Genomic DNA, 23,745 nt, shown 5'->3' on the forward strand with positions numbered 1-23,745 from the left:
AAATTCAAGTGATAAAGTTATTTCTAATCTTTAACACAAAAAAGGCTCTAAGCTCTTTTTTAATTAGCTTAAAGCCTTTTTTTGTTTTTTAGAAGTTGCTAAATAACTGATCTATTTGCTGATATTCATCTGTTGTCAAATTAACATGCAAAGCAGCTGCATTGCTTTTAACTTGATCAGCGTTACGAGCACCAGGAATTACAACACTAATTGCTGGATTTGCCATATACCATGCTAATACGGTTTGTGTAACTGTCGCTTGATGATCAGCAGCAATTTTTCTGATGCCATCAATACCTTTCATTGCATCATCATACTGCTTTTCACTGAAATCTCCCAGTAATTTTCCACCATCACTATTCTTAAACTTTTCCCAGTCTTTTAAATAATATTTACCGGTCAAAAGTCCTGAGGCTAATGGGAAGAACGGTACAAAGGAAATATTATTTTCCTGTAAGTACTTCAATTCTTCTTTAACTGGAGCTTGGTGAACTAGGCTAAACTGGTCTTCAACAATATCAACTTTGCCATTTTTATTTGCTTCTTTAATCTGAGCTAAAGAAAAATTGGAAACACCAATTGCTCTTATTTTACCCGCTTTTCGAATCTCATCTAAAGTTTCGATTGCTTCATCTTTAGGCGTATCCTTGTCCGGAAAATGAATATAAAAAATATCAATATAATCTGTTTTCAATCGTAATAATGCTTCATCGACTGCTTTTTTAATAAACTCAGGACTATTATTAATAGCCATATCGTATGACTGGTCTTGAGCTGCCTTAGTAGCAATTATTACTTTTGAACGATCATAGTCTTGCAGCACATCACCAATAATTTCTTCAGATCTTCCAAGACCATATACATAAGCAGTATCAAAAAAATTAATTCCTTGTTTTAAAGCTTCTCTTAAAAGATCATAGCCATCTTGTTCATCTAAATTCTGAAATAAGTTATGTCCACCAACTTTGTTAGTTCCTAAACCTAACGGAGTAGTATAAACGTCACTTTTACCAATTTTTATTTGTTTCATGTTGATTCTCTCCTAAATAAATGACTTGAGAGGCTCAAGGCAATAGCTTTGTAATTTATACATATAAGAAAAAAGCAGGCCATATTTCATTAAAGCTAAATCAATTATGACAATTCAATGTTTTTAGCTATGGAATTTATAAAAAATCACCAATATTAAACTGATTGAGATACCACAGTCATTAGTTTTTAATTACTTATTCTCAGTTTCTTTCTTTAACGCCTCTGCTTTAAAAAGTTTTTCATAGAGATCTACCATTTCTCCAGCCAAATCGCTAAAGGTTATTGCATTCATCAAGTGATCTTGTGAATGAACTACCAGAAGGGTAACCTTCATATGATCTCCTTGAGCTTCTTTTGTTAACATCCCTGTTTGAGAATTATGTGCTTCGTTCAAAGATTGATCCGATTCTTTCAATTTGGCACGTGCACCTGCAATGTCACCCTTTTTTGCGAGACGAATAGCTTCAAAAGCAAGGCTTTTAGCGTTACCACCATTGGCAATAAGTCCCATGGCTGCTTCTAAAGTTTCTTGTTCCTTTTGTTCAGGTGTTTCCTTTTCAGACATCATAATCCCCTTATCCGTTAATTAAGTCTTCAGCTTGTTGTAAAACTTTTTTACCATCCATCATGCCATAAGCACGCATATCAATAACTCCAAGAGGAATGTCCTTGCCTTCTTTTCCTTGACCTTGGACTTTATTCTTAAAATCGTCTTCCATATAACGAATTTGTGGCCCAAGCAACACACAGTCGGGATGATCTTGTTCAATGTGTTGTGAAGCTTCTGAAGCTGGGCACGCAAAAATATGTGCATCAATACCCTGATCTTTCGCAGCTTGCTGCATTTTGGTAACCAATAAAGATGTACTCATTCCGGCACTGCAGTTAAGCATAATAGTTTGTTCTGCCATAATAATACTTTCCTCCTAAAATGTATCCTAATATTGATCTCTTCTATTATAGCACTTATAGTATTTTTAAAATAGCGCTTACTAATATATCTATTATTTTTTTATATTATATGAAAAAGTTTTAATTATATCTTATGATCTTATGCTTTTGATTAAAAGAAAATATTCGTGGTTTGATCATACTTTGACTACCACGAATATTAATATAATATAGTTCAAATGTATCTTTTGAAAATCTATAAAAGTAATAATTCCTATGAGCTTTTAAAAACAGTTAAAAGCCCCTAAAAGCCATAACAATTCCAGCTATACCAATAATTAACAACGCTAAGCCAATAATTAGAGAAGTCCACATTGCCATTGGCATAAAGCCGTTATTAGTACCCTTATGCAAAATTCCACGGATATAAACGACACTATTAACTATTTGATAAGACCCTAAAGCCATCATAATCACAGCAATAATCATTAAAAATGCTGCACTGGTTAAAAAGTTAGTCATTTTAACACCCTCTTTTAAATTAGATCACTATATTATTAATTAATTTTACCACCTTTTGCAATTAAGGTGGTGAAAAATTTATCATCTTTTTTTAACTCTAAATTTAAAACTGCTCAAAAAGACAAATGAAGCCGCCAATTAGTAAAACTAAGCCAAAAAGGAATGAAAAGCCATTATTTGTACCCTGGCGTAAAATATTGCTAGTATATTTGTAACCGCTAATTATTTCAAAGACAGTCAATACAATTAGAACTACGCCTATTATTTTCTGAAATATCATACCATGGAAAAAGCTTCTGATTGCAACCGCCTTCTTCGATATCAAAAAAGCCCTTTCATTTTTGGCTTTTCCGATATAAAGTCTTTAAATAAAAAAAGTATAGCATTGACCGCTATACTCTCTTATTTAAAATTCTTCGTCATCAGCAGATGGTTCGACATCCTGATAACGATAAATCCCAGTTTTACCAGCTTCCGTTATTCCAGAAAGCAGCTCTTCTTTCTCTAACTGACTGCGATTGATGAACAGTTCCAGCAACATGGGAATATTAACACCCGTGATAATTTCCATTTCCGGATTGCTCTTTAGTAAGCTGACCAGCGTGTTAAAAGGAGTTCCTCCCTTTAGATCTGTTAAACAAAAAACTGTTCCTTTTAGTTGGCTGATTTTTTCACTTATTTCAGACTTTAATTGTTCTAAAGATTCGCCCTCTTTGAAATTCACGGTTTGGCAATTTTCTTGTTTACCACAAATCATTTCTGCTGACTTTAATAATTCAGGTGCTGAATTACCATGTGTACAAATAATTACTCCAACCATATAATCACACTATAATTAATAATCTAAACAGCGGTAGTAACGGCGAATATCCATCGGATGACGGTTAATATGTTCAATGTGAACGTCAATTCTGTTATTAATCGCATGGAAGACAAACGGTGACAAGGTGCCACGATATTTTTCTGAAAAACCCGGCAGGTCATAGTCTTTAGAATCAATAATAGTATAGTTACCACAAATTTCTGGTAAAAATTTAGCAACACGTTCACTTAATGGCCGTTGACTGTCCTCACCAACATAGACAGTAACTGGAGTATCACGATCAACGATTTCAAACATCCCATGGAAAAATTCTGCTGCTTCCACTGCGCGCGTTCTAATCCAGTGTTGTTCTTCCCAATAGCACATTGCATATGAATAAGTTGCACCCCATTGATTGCCGGCACCGACAAAATAGTGAATTTCATCGTCATGGTGTTTCTCGGCAAATTTTTGGGCAAAATCATCCGCATTTTCTTCAATATCAGCAATGTCTTTTGCAAAATGTTGATCCATTTCTTGATAAAACTCATCATAATCTGGAAATTCACCGTTCAAATACATTAAGCGGTCTCCGACCATAAAGAATTTTAACTGTTCATTTTCAGGATAAGAAATACAATACGTTAGCATTGAAGCTAATTTAGCGTGTGGGTCGTCCATAAAACCTAAAATGATTGCACCAACTTGGTTTAAGTTTTTAACTGCATCAACCATTTCTTTGGTATTTCCAGTAACTGAGGAAATTACCACCAAGGTCTTGTCGGTAATACGTTTATTACCAGTTACATTATATTCAGCGGCATTTTGATAAAAAGTTTCTAAAGCACTTTTTTCTTTCATGTGGATATTAGCCTGCATTCCCGAAGCATAGGTTCCACCGATTCCCAGCCAGCAAATATTGGTTATGCCTTTTTTAAATAGTGGATCAATCACATCGTTAATTTGGCTCCGTAGTTTAAGGGCGCCAGTCATACTATCAATTAATTTTTGCTTGTTAAATTTACGCATTTTTCTTCCTCTTTTTTAAAATTATTCTATATTTTTGAAGCTGTTATCTGATCAAAATCCGGGTACGCAGAATGTTGCAAATCTATCTTCTTCACTTGTGATAACTTATAGGCTAGCAAGTGAACCGGTACTGTCATAAATAAAGAAGCCAAAAGTTCACTTGTTGTAATACCTAAGCTGAGGTCGTCAGCTGTTGCATTTTCATCTTTACCTGCATATATTGTGTAGACATTTTTAACATGCTTATTTAAGAACCGCTTTAAAAGTTCCATTCTGTCGTGCAATTTTCCCATAGGGTCTAAACAAATGATAAAGTCATCCGGGTTCAACCCCAGATAAGGACCGTGCATGTATTCTTCCAGTTCTTTTCCCCAAGCACTAATACGGACTGCTTCAGTCGTCTTGGTTTCACCTTCGCGGCTGACACCATAAGCTGCACCGTAACCGATAAAAACTAATCTCTTCGCAGTAGCAAATTTACTAATGTTATTTTCAACCCAACTACTTGCGCGCTTAATTACTTCAGGCATCTTCTGAACTATATTTTTTATTTCAGCTAAAATTTGTGTAAATTTTACAGACGAAAGTTTGCCTGTTTTTTGTGCAATTAACATTGATAATAACATTAAATCTAAAATTTCTACGCTATATCCGGCACTGACATATGGCATTTCTTCAATAGGCATTCCCATATCTAAAACGTGATGACAAACTTTTCCAACTGGACTATCAAGTTCACTTGTTAAAGCAAAAACTGTATTACCGGCATCTTGTAATCGCTGAATAATTTTTACTACAGAATAGCTGTGACCGCCTTGAGATATCGCAATACATAAAGAATTTTGACTAACATGAAGCAAATAATTTTCAGCTATAGAAGGCTCTTCAATTTTTACTGGCATTTTTAAAATATTGCTCATGAATGGCAATGCACCATATGCAGCATTTGAACTAGAACCTGTTGCATAAATGACAATATTATCAACATTTTTATTTAACTGAGTCAGTTTATTGCTGAATAAATCAGAATAGTTTTGCAAAACCGCTTCATAGTATTTTGGTTCTAAGTGGACATAATCTTCTATACTTTTCACAAGAATCTCCTTTAGTTACTGACCCAGCAGTCCTGACCAGGCACCAAATATTCCGATTGCTGCTATCAGCAACAAAATATATTGTGATTTCCAGCCTTTTTTATCAAGCCAGAAAATAAAGAATGTGAACAATAGAGGTAAAATACCAGGAACAATGCCATCACAAATTTTTTGAACGGTAGTCGCTTCAGCACCACTACCAATTTTCAAAGGCATTTTCAAAGTTACCATGGTCGCAACCATAGCCCCGACAACAGCAAGTCCTAAAACTGAAGCGCCATAAGTTAGCTTATCCATTAAACCTGTCTTTTGCACTTTGTCGATAAAGGAGGAACCTATATTGTAGCCAATAAACAAACCGTAGTATCTAGTGATAATGGCCGGAATATTAAAGATTAGCAAGAACAAAATTGGTCCTAAAATATTACCTTGCATTGCAAGAGAAGTACCAATTCCTGTAGCAATAACCCTTAACGTACCCCAAAAGAATGAATCACCAATGCCACTCAAAGGTCCCATTAAAGCAACTTTAATGTTATTGATTGAAGCAGCATCAAAATCTGGATCAAGTTCGTTTTGCTCTTCCATTGCGATTGAAATACCTAAAGGAAAAGTACTTAGCCATGGCGTAACATTATAAAACTCAAGGTGTCGCTTATAAGCGTCCTTTAATTTTTCCTTGTTTTTACCATAGATCTTTCGTAAAGCCGGAACCATAGAGTAGGCATAGCCAAGATTCATTTGGCGTTCATAATTCCAAGCCCATTCCATCGTAAAGGACCGCCAGAAAGTTTTCATTAAATCTTTTCTGGTGAGTAACTTAGAATTCTTCATCTTCATAATCTATGCCTCCATCATCTGCATCTTTTTCACTTGTGTTATTAGAATTAGCAGCAGTATTTACTAACGGTTGACCTTTAAAAGCGGAATAGCCAGTTAGAATAAGGGCCAAACATGCGCCGAAAATAGCTACCCCAGTTACTGATACTTTGAGATAGACTGCCAAGGCAAAACCAATAATAAAGAAAGTGACATTATTCTTGTTGACCATCATCTTAAGCAGCAGAGCAAAACCATATGCTGGTAGAAGCCCTGTGGCAATTCCCAAGCCATTAATAATAAATTGGGGAATCACTGCTAAAATTGCTTTAATTACCGGGCTGCCTAGGACATAGGAAATACCAACTACTAAACCTATTGGCAAGTTAACCGAGAAAAAGCCGCCCAGTACGTTCATCCGACTTACACCACTGCCATCAGCTTCTTCGGCATATTTATCTGCGCGGTGAACGAAGAACGGTAATATGAAAATAAAGCACAAATTTTTGATTACCAAAACAAGGGATGCAATTGGAATTCCCAAGGTTAAAGCAACCGCAGTACTCTTGCCCGCTCCGATGGCGAAAGCAGTTCCCAAAACACTACCGGAGATTATTTCGGGGGGAATTGCCGCACCAATAGAAAATGAACCAACAAAGGCTAACTCCAAAGTTGCCCCCATAATAATTCCCTGATGCAGGTTACCCAACACTAAGCCAGTTAGCGTACAGGTTACAAGTGGCCTTGACAGCATGGATGAACCAACAAAGTATTCACCGTTACCCATCATCGCAATTAAAGCCAAAATAATTGCGGTTAAATATACATTCATTATTTACCTCCAATCATTTTTTATGAAATTCTTGTTTCTCATCATTTGGCACTTGCTGAATCCAGACATCTACTCCCTTTTGCTGCAACTGAGCTAATTCATTAGCCTCCTCCGCAGTTAAATTAATAGTTTTGGAATAGTTTGTTGTTCCTTCTCTAGGCTTAGTGCCACCAAGATTAAGGCTCGTTATTTTGTCTCCAGTTCCTTTAATTAATTCAACGGCATCAGCAACCGATTCCACTACGATTAGCATCTTATATTTATCGGTTACCCCAGAATTAATTGCTTTAATACTGTCTGCTACAGACTTCATTACCAGTTTAGACTTTTCCGGTTTTGCCAATCTGATGGCCGATTTGCGAAAATCATCATGGGCAACATCATCATTTACTACAAATATCGTATTAACGTCTAAACTATTAAACCAGGAAACAGCTACTTGCCCATGGACCAAGCGATGGTCAACTCGCACTAGTTTAATCATTTTTCTTTCCTCCATTAACTAAAATCTAATGAGTACCTTGTTTTTACAGCATCCTGCAGTCTGTACTCTAGGGCTACAATTTTACCTTGTCTAGTTGAAAACAGGTTCGTAATTTTAAACACAGGATCTTTTTCTTGGATATGAAATTGCTTACTAATTTCTTCTGTTGCTTTAATTAACTGAAAGTCTTGGTAAACATCATCTAGCTTCTGTGTACCGGTATTGACCGCTTCAATAATTGACATTACTTTTAAGCAATTTGAATCAAATCCCGGAAAGTTATCTAAAAGTAAAAGTAAATGTTCACAGGTAATTTCACCCTTAATTTCCGCTGTAAAAGAAATATCATATAATAACTCCTGTGAGCTCACATTAAAAACTGCAGCATAATATGAACCAACTAGCCTTAGATAAGTATCCTTAAATTTTATTTTGTCCGATGACTCCAAATATAAGGGCCTAATAATGCCTGTCATTTCCAAAATATTTTGCTTAGAAATTATTGGAGCAACAAATAAACCACTTCCTTTTTTACGCACAACTTTATTTTCAGCTACTAATTTATTAACAGCTTTTCTAATTGTGGTTCTACTAACATCATATCTTTTTTGTAATTCAACCTCGTTGGGTAAAGTACTACCTGGTGGATAACCACCATTAACAATTCTTTTATCCAAATCGGCATATACTTCTTTAAAAAGCATAATTATTCCTCTTGATAATCATAAATATTATTAGCATTAAAATGATATTTAAATTTATTTCCTACTAAATATTGAGTTGTACTCTCAATTGGTAAGTCATCGTCTTGATAATTGAAACTGTTTACTTGATAAAGAGGAGTGCCTTTTTTGACTTTCAACAGACTGCTTATTTTTTTATCGGCCAAAAAACACGAGATACTTTCTTTACCATAAGTTGGCCTCACATGATACTCCTTCTCCAGAACCTCATAAAGTGATTTATTAGTAAAATCAATCTTTTCCATTCTGCTAAAATTTTTTTGACTAAAATACGTTATCTCATATGTTAGGGCAATATCTTTAACAAACCGAACTCGCTCAATTTTAATAACTGGCCCGTTTGAATTAAAAAAATCATCTAATCTCTTGGGCATTGTTTCGATAGTTGTTGCCAGATGTTTGATGCTAACTGTCTTATTTTTAAATTCAGTAGTCATTGATTCCATTCCCAGCATATTAATGTCAATTTTATTGTTAGAAATTATTCCTGCTCGTTCTTTTATCAGTATTTGTCCCCCATTTTTGAGCCCATCCAATGCATGTTTCACTGCATTACGACTAACTTGCAATTTCTCAGAAATTTCGCGTTGTGAGGGTAAATCTTTCACTTTTTTAAAGTGGATTAAAAATTCTAAATACTCTTGAACTTGAACCGCAGCAGTTCTCTCTTTGAATTCCATGATATCTTCTTCATTCTGGTATCATTATTTTATTTAATTGCTTCTCTTTTTGCAAATTATCTTTTGTTTAGTACGTTTATTATGTATAATTTTTATTTTTAAAGTATATCTTTTTAATTTTTGATACCAGATTTATAGTAATCGCTTCCACAGTTCTTGTCAATATTTTTTTGTTTTAGTTTCCAATTTTCTCAGAGCATTTTTAAAGTGAAATATACCCTAACTGTTGGTAATTAAAGGCAAAGTAAAGTAAAATATTTAAGGATTAAAAGGGAGTGGCACAATGTCGAGACTTGAAAAGCCTGTCGTAATTGGTATTACTGGTGGTTCAGGCAGTGGAAAAACTACCATTGCACAAAAAATAGTTGCTCAAATGCAAGAAGATGAGCATGTCCTGATTATGACACAGGATTCTTATTATAAAGATAATACTGGCATCCCTATGGATATACGAATGAAGATCAATTATGATCATCCCGATGCCTTTGATGTACCCTTACTAGAAAAGCAGCTGCGCGACCTGTTAGCATACAAAGCTATTGAGATGCCTGTTTATGATTTCAAGGAGCATACTCGCAGCAAAAAAACCATTCATAAAGAACCTGCTGATATCATTATTCTCGAAGGAATTTTAGTTTTAGCTAATAAAGAAATTCGTGATTTAATGGATATTAAAGTATATGTTGATACGGACGATGATATTCGCTTTATTAGACGTTTAGAGCGTGATTTAAGTGAACGAGGGCGCTCAATTGACTCTGTCATTGATCAGTATCTGAGCACGGTTAAGCCAATGTATCATCAATTTATAGAACCTACTAAGCGTTATGCCGACATTATTGTTCCGGAAGGTGGCAAAAATGATGTGGCAATTGATATGTTGACTACTAAGGTTCATTCTATTTTTAAGTAGAAAAGAAAAATAATCAACAATAAAAAAATCAAGCTTGAATCAGCTTGATTTTTTTACTATTAGATCAATCTATATTTTATTAATAAGATCAAACACAAATATTTTACTAATTTTTACTTCTGAAGTCTTTTAATTTATCCATAAATGATTTTACTCTATTTTCATCTACTGGATTTTCAAATATTCCATCTTTTTTGAAATACGTCGCTACAAAAGCACCGTCAACTTTACTGTAAATTTCTTCAATTGAATCTAAAGTCAAACCTGTAGTGGCAAACACCACTTGATTAGGCGCCGTATTTTTGATTTCTTTTAACACATTCATATCAATCTTTTGACCAGCAATAGAACCAGATACGCCAAAAGCATCAACCATATTTTCAAAATTAGCTGTTTTAACAGTCTCTTGGATCGTTCTTCCGCCAAGATCACGACTAGACTCAGGACGAACATAGTGAATAATTTTAAAATTGTCCATTCGCAAATTTGCTTTATGACGCTGATGAGCACCAACGTCTTGATTTACAATTCCAGAATTACTGGAAAAACAGCCAGCAAATTGACCTCGTGTATATTGTCCTCCTACAGCAGCATTTAGAGCAATTGATGCACTTGGATCACTTATTACGTTACTACCAAAAGGCACTTTAATAATAGGTTTCACGACTCCAATAACATATGCCATTGCTGCTAAAACTTCTTGAGAAACCTTATTTTGGTATGGGAAACTAAATTCATTAGAAAACATTAGTCCATCTATACCACCATTTTGAAGAGCAACTATATCATGCTTGGCACTATCAATTACTTTCTCCATGCCACCTTCAAAATCATACATAGGGTCTGAAGGCAAGGCCTTTAAATGTACTAAACCAATTGCTACTTTTTCAGTACCGAAAATATCTGTTAACCATGTTGTCATTTTATATTATCCCCTTAAAAACTTATAAAACTCCAATAAATGAGCACAACATTGCTATTACAAAAAGCCCAATCATAATTTTAAAAACGCTAACATTTTTTCTGAGCAATACAAAGCAGATTACTACAGCTATCACACTAAGCATTCCTGGTAAAATTGAATTAAGCAGATCTTGAACAACAATCTTTGAACTACCAGCAACTATTTTTAGTGGCGTGGTTATCTTGACATTGTTTACAGTCATTGCTCCTGCTATAACCAAACCCAAAATAGATAAACTATTTGTCAATTTTTTCATTACTGACTTATCAGTAATTTTAGTTAAAACTTTTTGTCCTAAATTATAGCCTTGAGTAAACGTAGTAAATCCCAATACTATTAAATAGATCCCATAGATTAGAGCATAAACAATTGGTCCAGCTAATTTACCTCCTGTTGCCAAATCTACACCAACAGCTAACGCAATAGTTTTTACTAATCCTTGGGTAATGGTATCGCCAATTCCTGCTAATGGACCCATTAATCCAATTTTAATAGCATTAATAGCTTCACCAGATACAGCTCCTCCATTAGCGTGATCTTCTTCCATAGAACAAATCATTCCTGGAATAAAAGCACCCCAATTATTTTCAGTGTTAAAAAAAACTAGATGACGTTTTAAAGCTTCAGCTCGTTCCTCTTTAGTATCATAAAGTCTATTTATCACTGGAACCATTGCATGGCAAAAACCCAATGACATCAATCGTTCATAACTCAAACAACACTCTGAAGTTGTTTCCCATAACAGGAAAACTCTCATTAAATCTCGTTTAGTTAATTTCTTTTTCTTCACTAATTCACTTTTTGTCGAATCACTCATCGTCAACGTCTCCCTCAACTAATTTATTTAATCCTAGTGCCCAGAATAATAGTGCACAAGCTCCTCCAACTAAAGTAACTGCAATTATATTGAATTTTAAGTATGCCACACAAACATAACCAATAATTGCAAAACCAACGAATTTGCCATTATATACTTGTTTCAGCAGCATTGCTATTCCTAGAGCAGGTAAAACGGTACCAACTGCATTTAAAGCATTCAAAATAAATTTCGGCAAAGAGTTCATTATTCCTTCAAAATAAGTTGCGCCAAAATAAACTGAAAGGAAAGCAGGAATACCATACCAAATAATAGATGTTAGAACCGGAAGCAACCAGTTATAAATCCAAATTAGTTTGGTTTCACCTTTTTCTGCATATTTATCAGCCATATGTACAAAAATTGCATCAAAAGTCATTTTTGCATTACTTGCAATTAAGCCAAGAGTTCCTAAAGAAACTGCAATCGTTAAACCTACTTTTGGTGATTGATGAGACACAATAGTGACAGCTGTTCCAATAATTCCGGCATAACATTTATCATAGGAACTAATCCCACCAACAGTGACTTGTCCCATGTATAACAATTGAATAGTTGCACCAACTATAATTCCAGACTTTATGTCTCCCAAAAGTAAGCCAGTGATCGTGCCGCTTAAAATAGGTGCACCATTTACAAACCAGCCAAGGTACTCTACCCATTGACCACCATTAAACCAAGCCCAAAGGCCAACTAACAAAGCCTTTATAAGCATATCTTCTCCTCCATAATTAAATCTCTTTTATAAAAGAACCTGCTTTTCACTAGGTGTAACCTGAAAGTATACTTTGACACCAGAATCACGCATGTTCTCTAACTCCACTTTTTCCTCTTCGCTGGCAGAAATATTCTTAAATAATTTTTGCCGTCCTGGGCCGGCACCCATACCGCCAACATTTAATTCACGCAAAGCTACACCCGAATCAAAAATTTTTTTCGCAATTTTGGGAAGTTTCATTAAAACTAATGTATTTACTTCATCATTATCAAATTCTGAAACAAGATTTTCGATTTGATCTTCACCAGTTATTTTTAAATCGGTACCTGCTGGTGAAACCATTTTCATCACGTTTTTTATAAAATCATCTTGTGCTACTCCGTTATCCACCACCCAGATACGCTTTATTTGTAATGTTTTTGCCCAAGCAGCAACAATTTGACCATGAATTAACCTGTCATCAATACGTATCATTTTTATTGCCATTTTCTATCTCCTTTTCATTTTTTCGCGAAATATTTAGATTAATCTTTTAATTTTTGAATAAAAAATCAATTATAAATATAAACTTAATAAAAAGTATTCTTTATAGCCATTTTCTCCTATATAGTTATCACTAAAATTCTGCAAATTTTGTTTTGTTTATTATTTACAAAAATGTGCCATTGCAGCACATAAAATAATTTAGTCAAGAACTAACATAAGAGTTTTTTCTTTTTTTATTATCAAAAATTAACGTAAACGCCTACAGATTTAATATTAGCTTAATTTAATAAAAAGTCAACAACTTTATTGATTGGTAGGTTCTTTTATAAAAATAAATAGAGGCCTTTCGACCTCCTTATTAATTCATATATTTTAAAAATAAACTATTAATTTAGAAAATGACTAATCAACTTTTGGCTTTAACGCATTATCGAACAAATTTGTGATCAGTTTAACTAAAACACCATCGAAAACTAACGCAGAAATAATGTTAGTAATGAACATCACTATTTGAACCTGCATACTGAATTTACTCCAACCATATAAAATATATGATGGAATAAAACAGCCAAATGATGCAAAGAATGCACCGGTTAATACGCTTTTCCAGGTAAACGTTTGGTAACGCTCTTTTTTAGGAAAAAAGCCAATTTCATTAGTCGCACCCTGAATGACACCTGAAAGAATAGTAGTGGCTCCCCACTGCCCACCAATAGCCATTTCAACAATTGATGCCAGCAGTTCACCTATTGTCCCAGAACCAGGCGTAGGAACAAAATACATTGCCAGTGGTCCCGCCATAAGCCATAAACCAGAAAACACAGTGTCTGTTACTGGCGCAAAACCTGTGGGTACCAAAAGCATTTTAACTAAATTAAAAGCCCAGTTAAAACCATAGGTATAAATAACACCCATAATGATACCAATCAGTGCAATTAAAATAATTGACTTCACATTCCATTTTGAAGACCTTGTAAACATAAAAATACTCCTAACTTTATATGTCATTAGGAGTATCTTTAGTAACTAAATTTAACACTTCCCTAACGCAGGTATTGTCCCGTTCAGGTTCAGAGGGTATTTCTCAGCTATTTGGCACCCCTAGTGACTGATATTCATTTTTTACTAGTATATCACATTTTAACTAGTTTTTCTGCTCTATTCAAAAGAACAAGTATTTTTAAAACTGACTAAAACTTGCTAATTTCTCTTTTGTAAGATCACGAATAATAGCAAGGGTCAGATCTACAGACGCTTTAAAGTCAGAATAAGCACTAAAGCAATACGGCGAATGCTCATAGCGCACCGGGATGCCAATCACAATAGTTGGTGCTCCGTTTTCATAATAAATGGCAGCACCATCCTGGCCACCACCGGTACGAACCGAGCGAGTGTAAGGAATATGATTTTTATCTGCTAAATCGCAAGCATATTGCTGGAATTTAGGATTAGGTAAAAACGATGTATCCATGTCACGCAGCATTGGACCTCGTTTTAACCCTGTTTGTGATAACCATTCTGGAGTAAAAGTATCATCAGCAGGACAAGATTCCAAGACTATAGCTAAATCCGGCTTTACCGCTCTAGCTGTAACATATGCACCCCGCAAACCCACTTCTTCCTGGCTGGAAAGTGCAGCCACAACGTTAAAATTAGTTTGTTCATCCTTTAAATTGTCTAAGACGTCTGCCATAGCAGCTGCACCAAAACGATCATCAAAATCTTTGCCAAAGAACAAACCAGATTTTTCATTGTATTCACATTTAACATCCACAAAAATTGGACAGCCAGTATCAATTTGATAATCATTAATAGTTTCAGCTCGGGAACTGGAACCAACATCAATAGACATGTCAGCCACATCTGGTACATTATTTTTTTCAGCAGCAGTCATAAAGTGTGGGGGTTTAGTAGCAACCACTCCGGGCACATACTCACCCACACGATTTTTTATTTTAACGCGTAAAGCAGGAATATTGTATTTGACCCAGCCACCCAATGGAACGAATTTAATCATCCCATTAGGACGAACAGCCTGCGTAATAAAACCAACAGAGTCTGAGTGAGCATCTAATTGAATAACCGGCTGATCTTTTTTATTTTCTTTCTTAGCTGCATATACATTTAGCATGCCATCAACTTTAACATTAGCAAAATCCCGAACTGTTTCAGTAAACAATTTAACAAATTCCTCTTCAAAGCCCGAGGTAGAATTGGCATCGGAAAAGTCTTTGAGCATTTTTATTTCTTGTTGTTTATCCATTTTTTACCTTTCACTTAAATATCTTATTCTTTAATTTTACCAAAAACTGGCATTACAAGTTTAAAAAATAAGCAAGTTCGTAAATAATCTTACTGCTTTTGGTAATATATATACTTTTTGTACGTAATTTACACTCTAAAAACTTAAAATAGTCCAAAATAATCTGTTTTTTTGCTCAGAAAATGATATAATCGAAAATATTAGGAATTATAATTGTTTTAAATGAAGGGTAGATAAATGCCAAAAAACGACAATATTAATAATATTATTGATCATAAATTGTTTAGCGAAGATGACATTCATCAGATGTGTGTCAAATTGGGAAAGCAACTTACCACCGATTATGCTGGTAAAAAGCCTTTAATCGTTGGGGCACTTAAAGGTGCCATCTTCTTCTTAACCGATTTAGTAAGAGAAATGGATGTTAAAGCTGAAATTGATTTTCTGGACGTTTCGAGCTATGGTAACGAAATGGAGTCTTCCGGCAAAGTTAAGCTCGTTTCTGATTTAGCAACCGATGTTAAAGATCGTGATGTTTTAATTGTTGAAGATATTGTTGATACTGGATTAACTCTAGATTTTATGAAAGAATTGCTTAAAAAACGTGGCGCCAAAAGCGTTAAATGCTGCGTTTTACTTAACAAAGAGGCAAATCGCAAAGTAGACGTTGATATTGAGTACTATGGTTCAAAAGTAGGAAATGAGTTTGTAGTTGGCTACGGACTTGATTTTATGAATTTTTACCGTAATTTAAAATATATTGGTGTATTAAAACCTGAAATTATTAAATTAGTTAATAATAAATAAAAAGGAGTTGTCTAACTGACAACTCCTTTTTAACTGTCTACTCTGCTTTAGGTGCTTCTTTTTCTTGGTCGACAGCTTTAACAATAAACCAGCGCATAAATCCCTGCTCTATATCGTCAAGTTTGAATTCAAATCCTTCTAACTCAACTTTTTCACCTTTTTTCAAATCTGGATAGTGTTCCATCATGTAGCCACCAATAGTAATAATGTCACTATCTTGGAAGCTTTTTAAATCCTTTTTAAAGTAACGGGCAAAATCATATAAAGTGGTTTTGCCGGATACATGAATATTTCCTTGCTCGTCTTTAATTATATAATCATCAGAAACATCATCAATTTCATCTTTGACAGTACCAAATAATTCTTCGTAAATATCCTTATCTGTAACTATTCCGCTAGTACCACCATATTCATCCACAACAAGGACAATTGGGGTATGCTTTTTAATCATTAATTGAAGAATATCTTGAATTGGCATCGATTCAGGTACAGTAATCATCGTTCTAATAATACGCGTAACTGGTACATTATCATCAATCTGACTCTGCTGAATAACATCAAAAGCATAGATATAGCCAACAACATCATCTTTATTGTTATCGCGCACAACTGGAATTCGGCTTGAACCTTCATCTAAATACATTTTAAGAGCTTGCTTAATTGTTTCAGTTGAATTAATAACTACTAGCCGTGTTCTATCAGTCATAATGTCTTTAGCTATTTTGTCATTCAATTCAAAAGCACGTTTCATATAGGTCAGATCGTTTTTATCAAGTGAACCCCCATGAACAGCTTTACGTGATAATTTGATGATTTCCGATTGAGAATAAACCTGATTTTCCTCATCAGCCGGCTCAAAGCCTAACATTTTCAACAAACCATTTGAACTAGCATTAAGTAACCAAACGAAAGGGTAAACCAAAGTATGAAATAACTGTAAAGGTGTCACAATTTTTAGCAAAATCTTTACGGGCATGTCAATTGCAATATTTTTGGGCACAATTTCTGTAACCACAACTTCTAAATAAGTTAAAAGAATAACGCCTAATATTGCGCTAATAGAGCGAATGACAGAATGGTTAAGATCAACTAAATTAAACATTCTGTCAAATATTGCAGCTAAAGTATCAGCTGAAAACCAACCCAAAACTACACCAACTAAAGTAGTCCCGACCTGCGTCGTGGAGAGGTACTCATTTAAATTATGAGTCATATGCAGAGCACGCTTAACTTTGCGATAGTTGCCAATTTTATTGGACAGCATATCTTCAAGCTGGCTTGACCTAGATTGAACCAATGCAAATTCTGCAGCCACAAAGAAAGATGCAAAAACAAAAATAACTAAAGTTGCTATTAAATTAGTAACTATTTGGGCCGTACTCAAAATTTATATCACCTTTATTAGTTTATTGTTTAATTAAACTTCCTTATTTAGCATTTTATCATTAATAGCGCTTTATTTTAACTAAATTACTTATCTATTTAACTAATTTATAAATTTTCTTGAATGGTAAACGATCAGGATAAAATTTGGGATCGTTAACTTCTGCTGCATTATCCTGATACCCTAATCCAATTGCCATTCCTACCAGTTCATCTTCTGGGATTTTACAATACTTACGTACCAACTCAGGATAGGATACCATTGAGTGCGCAGGCATAATTGATAATCCTTCATTAATCGCAAGCAACATAATACTTTGAGAAAAAATCCCTAAATCGTAAACTGACCACGCTGGAGAAGTTCTAGGGATCGTAAGGAACGCGATATCTTGGGCGTTGAACATATTATTATTCGATTCTGAAAACAATGCCATCTTGTTATTAAAAAAATACGGTTGAGATGCCCCAACAGCAGCCATATTTTGACTAGGATATGAATCCCAATTAAGTGACAACATTTTGACAAAATCCTCGTGAGGCTCAACATTATTATTGATTTGAGTTTTCACTTCTTTTTTTAGACCAGCGAGCGCATTACCGGTTAGCATATAAACTTTCCACGGCTGTGAGTTAAGTAATGATGGTGATAACTGTGCTCTTTGAATAATCTTAGCAAGTAAATTTTCGTTAACTTTTCTACTAGTAAACTTGCGAGTTACTCGTTCATGGTTATAAACTTTATTAAATTCCATTCCGATTCAAATCCTTACATACAAAGAGAGCATAATAAGACGTCCTACTTTTTTAAAACAAATTTCTCTAGAATTCCAAATACAGGTAGAAATAATCAAAAATACTCTATTTTTTAAATACGCACTTGTTTATACTTCTACTAAAGTTATAAATTGAAATATTACTATCCAATAGAATCAGTCATATACACATTAATAATATTAATAAATTCTAAGCAATATTGCAAAGGTATTTGGCAAAAATAACAAAAAAACATTAATTTATTCGTTACTTTGTGTATAAATTACAAGTTTGCTTTTTTTGCTTTTACTGTTAAATCAAGATTAATAAATTATATACGGAGACTATTAAAATAGATTTTTATGATTTGTTAAGTTTTAAACAAATACAAAATTAAAAAACAGTTTAACTATAAAACAAATTAAACCGTCCATTTATATTTTATATTGTCTGCGTATTTCTCGTTCTTGATCCCGTTTCTTAATTGCCTCACGCTTGTCATATTTTTTCTTTCCTTGACCTACACCAATAAGAACTTTAGCAAAACCATGTTTAAGATAAACTTTCAAAGGTATAATTGCAATCCCGCGTGCAGACTGGTCCTTAACAAGCCGTGCCAGTTCCTTTTTATGTAAAAGCAACCTCCTTGAACGAAGTGGTTCATGGTTATACCGGTTGCCTTGCTTATATTCACTGATGTGGACATTTTCTAAAAAAGCAGAACCATTAATAATTTGTACATAACCATCACGTAAATTAATACGTCGTGCTCTCACTGATTTAATCTCGGTACCTGTTAAAGCAATACCTGCTTCATATGTTTCTTTAATAAAGTAATCATGATGTGCTTTTTTATTTTGAGCAATTAAATTTTCATTTTTTTCTTTTTTCAATTTTCTAACCTAATGTTTATATCTACTTAAATGTGGATGATTACCATTTTTTTGAAAATTGTTACGATAGTGACCCTTATGTGCGTGATCGTTGCGAAATCCCCGATTACCATGTCTTTCGTTTTTAGCACCGCGATTGTTATGAGACTTCTTAGGAGCATTAGGATCATAGATTTCAAAATCAAGCTGATGTTGTTCAACGCTGGCATTCGTAAGGGTTACTTTAAGGGGCATCCCAACATGATATTGTTTATGAGTACCGCGTCCGGTCAGAGTCATGCTTTTTTCATTATAACTGTAGAAATCATCCGTCAAATTTGAAATATGAATTAAGCCTTCAACTGTATTGGGCAACTGGATAAACATTCCAAAACTAGTCACAGAAGAAACAACAGCATCAAAGTGTTCTCCAACTTTATCTGCCATATATTCTGTCATCTTTAAGTCGTTTACTTCTCTTTCAGTATCAACAGATACACGTTCCTGCGTTGAAGTCTGATCTGCAACTTCAGGTAAATAGCTGGCAAAATGATCCTGTACTTTTTGGTTAATACCCTTTTCACTATATGCGTGAATCATTCTATGCACCATTAAATCAGAATACCGTCTAATTGGTGAAGTAAAATGAGTGTAGTATTTAGCGGCAAGACCAAAGTGCCCTAGTGGCTCTTCTGAATAATGTGCCTGTTTTAAGCTACGAAGCATCATCATTTGAACTACTGCTTCTTCAGGTGTATCAGTTGTTTTGGCCACGACTTTTTGCAAATCAATCGGCTTAACGTGATTGGGATCAGCAGTAATATGCAATCCAAAAGCACTGCAAAATTCAAAGAATCCTTTGATACGCTCACCATCTGGAGTTTCATGTACACGATACAGAAATGGAACATGCTTGCGATAAAAGTCTTCAGCTACAGTTTCATTTGCCATTAACATGAATGATTCAATCATTTTTTCGGCTATTCCACGATCGTGTAGCACGATATCTGTGGGTTTACCTTGATCATCAACAATAATTTTTGCTTCAGGTTCCTCAAAATCTATTGCACCACGCTGATGTCTTTGCTGGTATAACACATTATGCAGTTCGGCCATATCTTGCAACATGGGTGCCAGTTTAACGTATTTTTCCTCTAGTTCTTCATGATTATCTTGATCTAAGGCCTTGTTGACATTGTTATAAGTCATTCTGCCGTGTGATCGCATAACAGAGGGATGAATACGATAATTAACTCTTTTTCCTTCTGGAGAAATTTCCATTTCGCAAGACAAAACAAGACGATCTTGCCCCTCATTTAAAGAGCAGATGCCATTAGATAATCTAAACGGCAACATTGGAATAACACGGTCAACAAGATATGTACTATTACCCCTGGTAAAAGCTTCTTTGTCCAAAGGAGAATTTTCCGTCACATAATGCGCTACATCAGCAATATGAACCCCTAAATGATAGTTACCGTTAGGAAGTTTCCATAAAACCACGGCATCATCGAAGTCTTTAGAATCATCCCCATCAATGGTAACTGCGGGCTGGTCCCTAATGTCCTCTCTATCCGCTATTTCTGCCTCAGTCACGTGATCAGGAATGGCATTAGACTGCTCAAGAGCATCTTCAGACCATTCTGTACGAACATCATGCTCAGAAACAATGGCCATAATATCGACGCCTGGTAAATTTTTGTTACCAATAATATTGGTAACAACACCAGTCATCGAATCTGGATTATCTTTGTCAGGATAGTTAGCAAGCGATACTTTGACAATATCTTGTTTTTGTGGACGCAAACTGTCCTGACTAATATAAACGCGATAGTTTGCCAGCTTTTTATTTGAGCTGAGAACATAACCAATAAAATGACTAGTTTTTATTTGAGCATCAGTCATTGAATGAAATTCACCGACAAGTGTTTTCGTGCCACGTTCGAGAATTTCTTCTATTTGTCCTTCAGGCCCTTTACCATTCCATGGATTACCACCAGCAGTGATTTTGACCTTAACACGATCACCGTCCACGGCATATGCTGTATAATCACGAGCAATAAAAATATCATCAGAATCTTCGTCCTCGAGTTTGACGAAACCAAAGCCTTTGCTATTTGCCTTAAAAATGCCTTCCACTTCGGTATTTTCCTCAGCTAATTGATATCGGCCATTGCCATCGGTAATTATTTTCTTTTCCTGTTCCAAATAGGATAATGCTTTGACCATATCTGAAAAACTGCCAAGTCTGTCTCGGCGCAACATACGGTCAATTTGTTCAACTTGATATTGTTTTTTAGGATTGTGACGAAAAATCTCTAAAACATTGGCTAAGATATTCTCGTTTTGTGCCATGCACTTAACTCCATTTCGTTAGTAAAAAGATAAAAAAAGTCCTCCCATCACTTGATCGGGAGGAACCATTAGTTATTTTGAAGACAAATAAGCTAATACAATAGCAAAAGCGAAAAAGAGCACCAGTAAAACGGATGTTACTTTTTCCATAAATGCTTCAAAACCACGTTTCTTCGTTTGACCACTAAAAACTGCACCGCCAGAGAGTGCATTCAATGCATCTTGCTGCTTTTGCGGCTGCATCATTGTCGCAATAACGATTAAGATTGAAACAATAATTAGTAGCGTCATAAATAAATTGTACAATGCGCTGCCTCCAATATACAGATACGTTACTGGTAAATTTTAGCACAAAATAGATTTAATTTCGAGTATTATTTTTCGAGTTCAGGTGCATCGGTTTTAAATTTATTTTGCGTTGTTTTTTGGTGATTTTTATACCATAAAGAAGTTTTATTCTTTGCATACAAATTCTTTAATGCTTTTTGTTCATTATAATCATAATCTTGCGGTTTAACCTTTTTAAACCATTTTGGATGATAAAAACGTAAAAGGTTACCTGCTATAACACGATCAGACAATGAAAGCTGTGTTGTTACCTTGTTTGAAATTGCTACTAACTCAGTTTTTAATTTTTTGTCTGGCTGAATTATTTCCTCACCAGTTCTAGTATCATAATATGTACTGCCTACTTTTGCATATAGCGGTGTTATAAAGTCACCATTACGCTGGGCAACAATTTGTGGTGCCCTTTTACTTAATAAATCATGACCAAATTGTATAGTGCTCCTGTTCCTAATTCCAAGCAAATTTAACAATGTTGGCAACACGTCAATTTCTCCACCATAAGTTTTTTTTATGCCGCCTTTTAACCCCTTCATATGAAACATTAAGGGAACACGTTGAAATTTCAGGTTATCAAAATTAGTAAATTCATCCTGATCCAGAAGCTCTGCACTTGCCTTATGGTGGTTGCCAGAAATACCATAATGATCACCATAAAAAACGAGTAATGTATTTTTATCTAAACCAGTTTTTTTCATCCACCGCATTAATTGCCCTACGGCTTGATCTAAATAATGAGCCGTTTGGACATAGCCATCGACCGTTTCATCACCAGTGTCAGTTTTGTCAATTGATTGATTTTTCTTATCCAAATCATAGGGATAATGATTAGTTACAGTAATTAATTTAAGATAAAAAGGTTGCGGCAAGCGCTCAATATACTTAATTGATTGCGAGAAGAAAATTTTGTCTTTTAAGCCATAACCTATGTAATACTTAGGTTTATTTTGATAATAAGAAAGCGGCATAAAGTACTCATAGCCAAATTGCTTGTAGGCATTATTACGATTCCAAAAAGACCCGGCTCCACCATGCATAACGGCAGTAGTATATCCACCCTGCTGTTTTAATATTGCAGGAGCGCTTTCAAACGTATTTGAAGTGCCATAACTAGACATTGCTGAACCTGATTGTAAACCAAAAATAGAATTTTCCAGCATCATTTCGGCATCCGAAGTTTTGCCTTGACCTACTTGATTATAAAAATTGGCAAAACTAAGAGTGTTTTTAGAATGATAAAGCTTATTTAGATTAGGAGTGACTTCCTTGCCCTGCCATTTATACCCTATTAGAAACTGCTGAAAGCTCTCAAGATGTATAACCAACACATTTTTGCCTTTTGCAACACCTGTATATGTGCTATTCGGTTTAACGTAGTTAACCTTTAAGTACTTTTTAACAGATTGCAAGTCAGATACGTTAGCCTTTGCCATTTGTTCGCTTGTTTGAGCTGTTTTAAAAGCATCATATACCGCATATTCATTCATACCCAAATATTTTACAATATAACTGTTGTCAAAAGTTCTAGTTAACAGACCTGAGCGGTCTTTTTGAGCCATCAACAAATTAACGCCAATGAGAAGAACTGCAGTACCTTCAAGCAAAAGATTAAATCTTAACTTTAATGGACGTAAATCATATTTAACGACTTTAGCAACCATTAAAAGAATGACAAGAACAATGTCAATAAAGGCTAAAAAATCCGTAACTCGAGTTATTCCTACAATACTTTTGCCTAAATTATCAGCAGTTGAGCCGGAAGTTTTAATTATAGACAAAGATAAAAAATTTGAAAACTCGCGATAATAAAGTATATTGGCAAATAACCACAAGCTGAGCACAAAATCAATTGCAATCATAATCCAATAGGACTTTCTGCCCTTAAAGAAAAGACCAATTCCCAGCAAAAGTAGTCCTGAAGGCAAAGGATTTAAAAATAACAGAAAATTCTGCATTGCACCTTCAGCACCTAGATTAAATTTTGTTAGATAAATTACGTATGTTTTCAACCAGAAAGTCACTAAAACAATAGTAAAAAAGCCTAGTTTGGTTTGGGTTAGCCATTGTAGAAAAGACTTAATACGTGTCATCCTATTCTCCTC

At 34.7% G+C, this 23,745-nt stretch carries 27 protein-coding genes and 1 riboswitch; of the genes, 2 read left to right on the forward strand and 25 right to left on the reverse strand.

Annotated features, from left to right (window positions below):
• Positions 1-88: 88 nt before the first annotated feature.
• The 13 genes from ERK18_RS04890 to ERK18_RS04950 all read right to left on the reverse strand — a co-directional run bounded on the left by ERK18_RS04890 (position 89) and on the right by ERK18_RS04950 (position 8,928).
• Complete coding sequence (locus ERK18_RS04890) at positions 89-1,030, reverse strand: aldo/keto reductase (protein ID WP_187154545.1); 942 nt, start codon at positions 1,028-1,030, stop codon at positions 89-91.
• Positions 1,031-1,222: 192 nt separating this feature from the next.
• Positions 1,223-1,600 (reverse strand): PTS lactose/cellobiose transporter subunit IIA, encoded by a 378-nt coding sequence (locus ERK18_RS04895; protein ID WP_187154546.1) that lies wholly within the window; start codon positions 1,598-1,600, stop codon positions 1,223-1,225.
• Positions 1,601-1,607: 7 nt separating this feature from the next.
• Complete coding sequence (locus tag ERK18_RS04900) at positions 1,608-1,943, reverse strand: PTS sugar transporter subunit IIB (protein WP_034977128.1); 336 nt, start codon at positions 1,941-1,943, stop codon at positions 1,608-1,610.
• Positions 1,944-2,217: 274 nt separating this feature from the next.
• Positions 2,218-2,445, reverse strand: a complete 228-nt coding sequence (locus ERK18_RS04905) for a hypothetical protein (protein ID WP_187154547.1) — start codon at positions 2,443-2,445, stop codon at positions 2,218-2,220.
• Positions 2,446-2,548: 103 nt separating this feature from the next.
• Positions 2,549-2,770, reverse strand: coding sequence for a hypothetical protein (locus ERK18_RS04910; protein WP_187154548.1), 222 nt, complete (start codon positions 2,768-2,770; stop codon positions 2,549-2,551).
• An 81-nt stretch (positions 2,771-2,851) separates the two neighbouring features.
• Entirely contained in the window at positions 2,852-3,265 is a 414-nt protein-coding gene (locus tag ERK18_RS04915; protein ID WP_187154549.1) for a PTS sugar transporter subunit IIA, read from the reverse strand.
• 15 nt (positions 3,266-3,280) lie between these two features.
• Positions 3,281-4,276: an SIS domain-containing protein gene (locus tag ERK18_RS04920; protein WP_187154550.1), complete on the reverse strand. Its 996-nt coding sequence runs from the start codon at positions 4,274-4,276 to the stop codon at positions 3,281-3,283.
• Between the two features lie 26 nt (positions 4,277-4,302).
• Positions 4,303-5,370, reverse strand: coding sequence for an SIS domain-containing protein (locus tag ERK18_RS04925; RefSeq protein ID WP_187154551.1), 1,068 nt, complete (start codon positions 5,368-5,370; stop codon positions 4,303-4,305).
• A gap of 15 nt (positions 5,371-5,385) precedes the next feature.
• A complete protein-coding gene (locus ERK18_RS04930) occupies positions 5,386-6,210 on the reverse strand; it encodes a PTS system mannose/fructose/sorbose family transporter subunit IID (protein ID WP_046331716.1) in 825 nt (274 codons plus the stop codon).
• Entirely contained in the window at positions 6,191-7,021 is an 831-nt protein-coding gene (locus ERK18_RS04935; protein ID WP_045927682.1) for a PTS mannose/fructose/sorbose/N-acetylgalactosamine transporter subunit IIC, read from the reverse strand. Before ERK18_RS04935 ends, ERK18_RS04930 begins: the two co-directional genes overlap by 20 nt.
• 13 nt (positions 7,022-7,034) lie before the next feature.
• A complete protein-coding gene (locus ERK18_RS04940; protein WP_045927681.1) occupies positions 7,035-7,505 on the reverse strand; it encodes a PTS sugar transporter subunit IIB in 471 nt (156 codons plus the stop codon).
• Positions 7,506-7,519: 14 nt separating this feature from the next.
• On the reverse strand, positions 7,520-8,209 hold the full coding sequence (locus ERK18_RS04945; RefSeq protein WP_222710102.1) for a GntR family transcriptional regulator: 690 nt from the start codon (positions 8,207-8,209) through the stop codon (positions 7,520-7,522).
• 2 nt (positions 8,210-8,211) lie between these two features.
• Positions 8,212-8,928: a GntR family transcriptional regulator gene (locus tag ERK18_RS04950; RefSeq protein WP_187154552.1), complete on the reverse strand. Its 717-nt coding sequence runs from the start codon at positions 8,926-8,928 to the stop codon at positions 8,212-8,214.
• 283 nt (positions 8,929-9,211) lie between these two features.
• Between ERK18_RS04950 and udk the strand changes: the two genes are divergently transcribed.
• The gene (gene udk / locus ERK18_RS04955) at positions 9,212-9,841 is read left to right on the forward strand and encodes a uridine kinase (RefSeq protein ID WP_187154553.1); all 630 of its coding nucleotides are present in this window, start codon (positions 9,212-9,214) and stop codon (positions 9,839-9,841) included.
• A 106-nt stretch (positions 9,842-9,947) separates the two neighbouring features.
• Here the strand turns inward: udk and ERK18_RS04960 are convergent, their stop codons facing one another.
• From ERK18_RS04960 to ERK18_RS04985, 6 genes are all read right to left on the reverse strand, one after another.
• Positions 9,948-10,763 (reverse strand): BtpA/SgcQ family protein, encoded by an 816-nt coding sequence (locus ERK18_RS04960; protein ID WP_109585967.1) that lies wholly within the window; start codon positions 10,761-10,763, stop codon positions 9,948-9,950.
• A 22-nt stretch (positions 10,764-10,785) separates the two neighbouring features.
• Entirely contained in the window at positions 10,786-11,622 is an 837-nt protein-coding gene (locus tag ERK18_RS04965; RefSeq protein WP_187154554.1) for a PTS system mannose/fructose/sorbose family transporter subunit IID, read from the reverse strand.
• Positions 11,615-12,376: a PTS mannose/fructose/sorbose/N-acetylgalactosamine transporter subunit IIC gene (locus ERK18_RS04970; protein WP_187154555.1), complete on the reverse strand. Its 762-nt coding sequence runs from the start codon at positions 12,374-12,376 to the stop codon at positions 11,615-11,617. Before ERK18_RS04970 ends, ERK18_RS04965 begins: the two co-directional genes overlap by 8 nt.
• A gap of 27 nt (positions 12,377-12,403) precedes the next feature.
• Positions 12,404-12,865, reverse strand: a complete 462-nt coding sequence (locus ERK18_RS04975; protein ID WP_187154556.1) for a PTS sugar transporter subunit IIB — start codon at positions 12,863-12,865, stop codon at positions 12,404-12,406.
• A gap of 402 nt (positions 12,866-13,267) precedes the next feature.
• Positions 13,268-13,846, reverse strand: a complete 579-nt coding sequence (locus tag ERK18_RS04980; protein ID WP_187154557.1) for an ECF transporter S component — start codon at positions 13,844-13,846, stop codon at positions 13,268-13,270.
• A 42-nt stretch (positions 13,847-13,888) separates the two neighbouring features.
• A riboswitch (TPP riboswitch) is annotated at positions 13,889-13,978 on the reverse strand.
• Between the two features lie 67 nt (positions 13,979-14,045).
• Entirely contained in the window at positions 14,046-15,128 is a 1,083-nt protein-coding gene (locus tag ERK18_RS04985) for a M42 family metallopeptidase (RefSeq protein WP_046332914.1), read from the reverse strand.
• 237 nt (positions 15,129-15,365) lie between these two features.
• Here ERK18_RS04985 and hpt point away from each other — a divergent pair, with 237 nt between their 5' ends.
• Complete coding sequence (gene hpt / locus ERK18_RS04990; protein WP_034977086.1) at positions 15,366-15,935, forward strand: hypoxanthine phosphoribosyltransferase; 570 nt, start codon at positions 15,366-15,368, stop codon at positions 15,933-15,935.
• 37 nt (positions 15,936-15,972) lie between these two features.
• Here hpt and ERK18_RS04995 read toward each other — a convergent pair whose 3' ends face one another.
• The 6 genes from ERK18_RS04995 to ERK18_RS05020 form a co-directional block, all read right to left on the reverse strand.
• Positions 15,973-17,319 (reverse strand): hemolysin family protein, encoded by a 1,347-nt coding sequence (locus ERK18_RS04995; RefSeq protein WP_187154558.1) that lies wholly within the window; start codon positions 17,317-17,319, stop codon positions 15,973-15,975.
• Between the two features lie 94 nt (positions 17,320-17,413).
• The gene (locus ERK18_RS05000; protein ID WP_187154559.1) at positions 17,414-18,070 is read right to left on the reverse strand and encodes a nitroreductase; all 657 of its coding nucleotides are present in this window, start codon (positions 18,068-18,070) and stop codon (positions 17,414-17,416) included.
• Between the two features lie 435 nt (positions 18,071-18,505).
• Entirely contained in the window at positions 18,506-18,964 is a 459-nt protein-coding gene (gene smpB / locus ERK18_RS05005) for an SsrA-binding protein SmpB (RefSeq protein WP_109585960.1), read from the reverse strand.
• Positions 18,965-18,973: 9 nt separating this feature from the next.
• The gene (gene rnr, locus ERK18_RS05010) at positions 18,974-21,298 is read right to left on the reverse strand and encodes a ribonuclease R (protein ID WP_187154560.1); all 2,325 of its coding nucleotides are present in this window, start codon (positions 21,296-21,298) and stop codon (positions 18,974-18,976) included.
• 72 nt (positions 21,299-21,370) lie between these two features.
• Positions 21,371-21,604, reverse strand: coding sequence for a preprotein translocase subunit SecG (gene secG, locus ERK18_RS05015; protein WP_034977075.1), 234 nt, complete (start codon positions 21,602-21,604; stop codon positions 21,371-21,373).
• Positions 21,605-21,672: 68 nt separating this feature from the next.
• The gene (locus ERK18_RS05020; protein ID WP_187154561.1) at positions 21,673-23,733 is read right to left on the reverse strand and encodes an LTA synthase family protein; all 2,061 of its coding nucleotides are present in this window, start codon (positions 23,731-23,733) and stop codon (positions 21,673-21,675) included.
• Between the last annotated feature and the right edge of the window lie 12 nt (positions 23,734-23,745).

This window comes from Lactobacillus kimbladii, from assembly GCF_014323605.1.
GTDB classification, from domain to species: domain Bacteria; phylum Bacillota; class Bacilli; order Lactobacillales; family Lactobacillaceae; genus Lactobacillus; species Lactobacillus kimbladii_B.

What these genes read in the sequence shown, in the direction of transcription:
- ERK18_RS04890 (WP_187154545.1), bottom strand. Translation starts at nt 1,030, where the DNA reads ATGAAACAAATAAAAATTGGTAAAAGTGACGTTTATACTACTCCGTTA.
- ERK18_RS04895 (WP_187154546.1), bottom strand. Translation starts at nt 1,600, where the DNA reads ATGATGTCTGAAAAGGAAACACCTGAACAAAAGGAACAAGAAACTTTA.
- ERK18_RS04900 (WP_034977128.1), bottom strand. Translation starts at nt 1,943, where the DNA reads ATGGCAGAACAAACTATTATGCTTAACTGCAGTGCCGGAATGAGTACA.
- ERK18_RS04905 (WP_187154547.1), bottom strand. Translation starts at nt 2,445, where the DNA reads ATGACTAACTTTTTAACCAGTGCAGCATTTTTAATGATTATTGCTGTG.
- ERK18_RS04915 (WP_187154549.1), bottom strand. Translation starts at nt 3,265, where the DNA reads ATGGTTGGAGTAATTATTTGTACACATGGTAATTCAGCACCTGAATTA.
- ERK18_RS04920 (WP_187154550.1), bottom strand. Translation starts at nt 4,276, where the DNA reads ATGCGTAAATTTAACAAGCAAAAATTAATTGATAGTATGACTGGCGCC.
- ERK18_RS04930 (WP_046331716.1), bottom strand. Translation starts at nt 6,210, where the DNA reads ATGAAGATGAAGAATTCTAAGTTACTCACCAGAAAAGATTTAATGAAA.
- ERK18_RS04935 (WP_045927682.1), bottom strand. Translation starts at nt 7,021, where the DNA reads ATGAATGTATATTTAACCGCAATTATTTTGGCTTTAATTGCGATGATG.
- ERK18_RS04940 (WP_045927681.1), bottom strand. Translation starts at nt 7,505, where the DNA reads ATGATTAAACTAGTGCGAGTTGACCATCGCTTGGTCCATGGGCAAGTA.
- ERK18_RS04945 (WP_222710102.1), bottom strand. Translation starts at nt 8,209, where the DNA reads ATGCTTTTTAAAGAAGTATATGCCGATTTGGATAAAAGAATTGTTAAT.
- ERK18_RS04950 (WP_187154552.1), bottom strand. Translation starts at nt 8,928, where the DNA reads ATGGAATTCAAAGAGAGAACTGCTGCGGTTCAAGTTCAAGAGTATTTA.
- udk (WP_187154553.1), top strand. Translation starts at nt 9,212, where the DNA reads ATGTCGAGACTTGAAAAGCCTGTCGTAATTGGTATTACTGGTGGTTCA.
- ERK18_RS04960 (WP_109585967.1), bottom strand. Translation starts at nt 10,763, where the DNA reads ATGACAACATGGTTAACAGATATTTTCGGTACTGAAAAAGTAGCAATT.
- ERK18_RS04965 (WP_187154554.1), bottom strand. Translation starts at nt 11,622, where the DNA reads ATGAGTGATTCGACAAAAAGTGAATTAGTGAAGAAAAAGAAATTAACT.
- ERK18_RS04970 (WP_187154555.1), bottom strand. Translation starts at nt 12,376, where the DNA reads ATGCTTATAAAGGCTTTGTTAGTTGGCCTTTGGGCTTGGTTTAATGGT.
- ERK18_RS04975 (WP_187154556.1), bottom strand. Translation starts at nt 12,865, where the DNA reads ATGGCAATAAAAATGATACGTATTGATGACAGGTTAATTCATGGTCAA.
- ERK18_RS04980 (WP_187154557.1), bottom strand. Translation starts at nt 13,846, where the DNA reads ATGTTTACAAGGTCTTCAAAATGGAATGTGAAGTCAATTATTTTAATT.
- ERK18_RS04985 (WP_046332914.1), bottom strand. Translation starts at nt 15,128, where the DNA reads ATGGATAAACAACAAGAAATAAAAATGCTCAAAGACTTTTCCGATGCC.
- hpt (WP_034977086.1), top strand. Translation starts at nt 15,366, where the DNA reads ATGCCAAAAAACGACAATATTAATAATATTATTGATCATAAATTGTTT.
- ERK18_RS05000 (WP_187154559.1), bottom strand. Translation starts at nt 18,070, where the DNA reads ATGGAATTTAATAAAGTTTATAACCATGAACGAGTAACTCGCAAGTTT.
- rnr (WP_187154560.1), bottom strand. Translation starts at nt 21,298, where the DNA reads ATGGCACAAAACGAGAATATCTTAGCCAATGTTTTAGAGATTTTTCGT.
- ERK18_RS05020 (WP_187154561.1), bottom strand. Translation starts at nt 23,733, where the DNA reads ATGACACGTATTAAGTCTTTTCTACAATGGCTAACCCAAACCAAACTA.